General features: G+C 59.7%; 1 protein-coding gene. It reads left to right on the top strand.

Translation table 11 applies throughout. The features are described from left to right. Positions 1-34 precede the first annotated feature (34 nt). A partial coding sequence (locus SB751_RS33205; protein WP_410749395.1) for a porin occupies positions 35-253 on the top strand: 219 nt, incomplete at its 3' end.

Raw genomic sequence — 253 nt, 5'->3', positions numbered from 1 at the left:
CATGCCGTCCGGCGGCTTGGGTCAAGGTGGACTGATGTGGGGTCGCCAGATCTTCATCGGCCTGCGGAGCGAACGGTATGGTCAAGTGACGGTCGGTCGTCAGTATGATTCGGTGAACAACTTCACGATGATGCTCGACGCAGGTGCGCTGGCCTCGAACGGCGCCGCCATGCACGCGGGCGATCTGGACAATGCCGCAATCAACCTGCGCCAGAATAATTCGATCCGCTACCTGAGCCCAAAAATCAAGGGC

It is taken from the genome of Cupriavidus sp. SIMBA_020, assembly GCF_046535395.1.
Lineage (GTDB): Bacteria > Pseudomonadota > Gammaproteobacteria > Burkholderiales > Burkholderiaceae > Cupriavidus > Cupriavidus campinensis.
This window is presented reverse-complemented; position numbering and strand designations above follow the sequence as displayed.